Raw genomic sequence first — 2,867 nt, forward strand, 5'->3', positions numbered from 1 at the left:
GATTTTTACGGCAAAAGGTTTCAATATTAATTACTTGTATTGCTCGTTTTAATAGCCAATTGAAGGTTATAAAACAAAAAAGGTGAATCGTTTGATTCACCTTTTTTGTTTATTTGTCAGCTGATTATTTAATCAATTGAGCAAAATAATTTACTGTACGTACTAATTGAGAAACGTAAGACATTTCGTTATCGTACCAAGATACAGTTCTAACGATTTGACTATCACCTACAGTTTGTACTTTAGTTTGTGTTGCATCGAATAATGAACCAAATGAAGTACCAATGATATCGCTACTTACGATTTCGTCTTCAGTATAACCAAAGCTTTCGTTTGAAGCTGCTTTCATTGCTTCATTGATTTCACTAGCAGTAACTTTTTTAGCTAGCACTACAGTAAGTTCAGTTAATGAACCAGTAATGGTTGGAACTCTTTGAGCAGAACCATCCAATTTACCTTTTAATGAAGGAAGTACTAAACCAATTGCTTTTGCAGCACCAGTAGAGTTTGGTACGATGTTTTCAGCAGCAGCTCTAGCTCTTCTTAAATCACCTTTAGCGTGTGGAGCATCCAAAGTATTTTGGTCGTTTGTATAAGCATGAACAGTTGTCATTAAGCCGTTTACAATACCAAATTGTTCTTCTAATACTTTTGCCATTGGAGCCAAACAGTTAGTTGTACAAGAAGCACCACTAATTACTGTTTCAGAACCATCTAAAATATCGTGATTTACGTTAAATACAATCGTTTTAGCATCACCAGTAGCAGGAGCAGAGATTACTACTTTCTTAGCACCAGCAGTTATATGAGCAGAAGCTTTTTCTTTATCAGTAAAGAATCCTGTACATTCTAATACAACGTCAACTTCGTGTTTTCCCCAAGGAATAAGAGCAGGATCTCTCTGAGCATAAATAGTTACTTCTTCGCCGTTAACTGTAATAGTGCTGTCAGTAGAAGTAACTTCTGCATTAAAACGTCCTTGTGCTGAGTCATATTTTAATAAATGAGCCAACACTTTAGGGCTAGTTAAATCATTGATTGCTACAATATCAATGCCTTCCATGTTATAAATCTGACGATAGACTAAGCGTCCTATGCGTCCAAAACCGTTGATTGCAACTTTTACCTTTGCCATTTTTAAATAAGGGATAATTGATTAAATCTACAGTACAAAAGTAGAGTTTTTAGGAGAATAATACAAGTAAAAACAATATATATAAACAACTATCTGGATTAGTAATTCTTAATAGTAAATTTAGTAAAAAACTAATTATTTGGTTATAATTGCTAAAAATAATAGTTATTTTATTTAGTTTTACTAGTTTATATACTGCATTATTACCTTCTTTATAGCTTACAATCCTGATAGAAAATTGCTCTTAAACTACTTAATATCTGTCTCGCTACGGCATAATATAACCTCTATGAAGCATATAAATGATAAATATAGTAATATGAAAGTCTTAAGAAAAGGATAGGGAAGGGGATATTTATTACGTTTAGCGCAATAGGAATGAGCTTAAATAAAGATATGATGCATAAATCTGTAAATATATGCTAGAGCTGTTTCCTAAAAGACTATATACACTAAAGAGAGTCTATTCAAATGAAATCAACCTGAGAGATAAATAAAATTAGGGAAATCTTGTGTTCAATTATTTCTAACTGTAAACTGTCAAATTGACACACTATTATTAAAATAATCAACCAAATAATATTTTGTTTATCAAATATTTACATAAAAACAATATATGCAATTCACTTAAAATCAATTAATTAAACCACTCAAAATAAACAATTAGTTTTTAACATAAAATTAGAGAGCGTTAATAAGGATAATGACTAATGACTTAATGTTATAACATTCTATCTGGTGATTCTCTTAATATAATTTCATTAAGTATGTTCAAAACAGATTATCTTTGTAGATTAAATAAAAGCAACAATATCCAAAATATTTAAATGGAAAATTTAAAACAAATTATTGAAAACGCTTGGGAGAATCCAACTTTACGTTCATCAGATGAAACAAAAAAAGCTATTGAGGCAGTAGTTGAAAAAGTAGATAAGGGCGAGCTTAGAACAGCACATCCAAATGAAGATGGCTCTTGGACGGTCAATGAATGGGTTAAAAAAGCAATCGTAATGTATTTTCCTATTCGCCAAATGGAAGTGCAAGAAGTAGGTATTTTTGAATTTCATGATAAAATGAAACTAAAAAATAATTATGCTAATTTGGGCGTACGTGTTGTGCCACCTGCGGTAGCAAGATATGGAGCTTATTTAGCAAAAGGCGTAATCATGATGCCATCATACGTAAACATCGGTGCTTATGTAGACTCGGGAACAATGGTTGATACTTGGGCTACGGTGGGTAGTTGTGCTCAAATCGGTAAAGATGTTCACTTGAGTGGCGGTGTTGGAATTGGTGGTGTTTTGGAGCCACCACAAGCTTCTCCAGTGATAATTGAAGATGGTGCTTTCATTGGCTCACGTTGTATTGTTGTTGAAGGAGCAAGAATTGGTAAACGTGCAGTATTAGGAGCTGGTGTTACGATCACTGGGAGTTCTAAAATAATAGATGTAACAGGTACTGAACCTGTAGAATACATAGGTTTCGTTCCTGAAAATAGTGTGGTTATTCCAGGAAGTTTAACCAAGAAATTTGCTGCGGGTGAATACAATGTTCCTTGTGCTTTAATCATTGGTAAGCGCAAGGAAAGTACAGACCTTAAAACCTCTTTAAATCAAGCGCTAAGAGAGAATAATGTAGTTGTTTAAGGATTGTATCCATTCAAGAAAAAAAGTCGTGAAAATCACGACTTTTTTTCTTGCTATTAACTTAAAAATAACGTACAATATTCTAT

At 32.7% G+C, this 2,867-nt stretch carries 2 protein-coding genes; one reads left to right on the top strand and one right to left on the bottom strand.

What is annotated here, in order from left to right; all coding sequences use genetic code 11:
* Nucleotides 1-124 precede the first annotated feature (124 nt).
* Entirely contained in the window at nucleotides 125-1,135 is a 1,011-nt protein-coding gene (gene gap / locus AC07XN_RS23965; RefSeq protein ID WP_309916422.1) for a type I glyceraldehyde-3-phosphate dehydrogenase, read from the bottom strand.
* Between the two features lie 827 nt (nucleotides 1,136-1,962).
* Here gap and AC07XN_RS23970 point away from each other — a divergent pair.
* The gene (locus tag AC07XN_RS23970; RefSeq protein WP_309916419.1) at nucleotides 1,963-2,781 is read left to right on the top strand and encodes a 2,3,4,5-tetrahydropyridine-2,6-dicarboxylate N-succinyltransferase; all 819 of its coding nucleotides are present in this window, start codon (nucleotides 1,963-1,965) and stop codon (nucleotides 2,779-2,781) included.
* Nucleotides 2,782-2,867: the final 86 nt, after the last annotated feature.

This window comes from Arcicella sp. GW458-12-2-14-TSB2 (assembly GCF_059423785.1).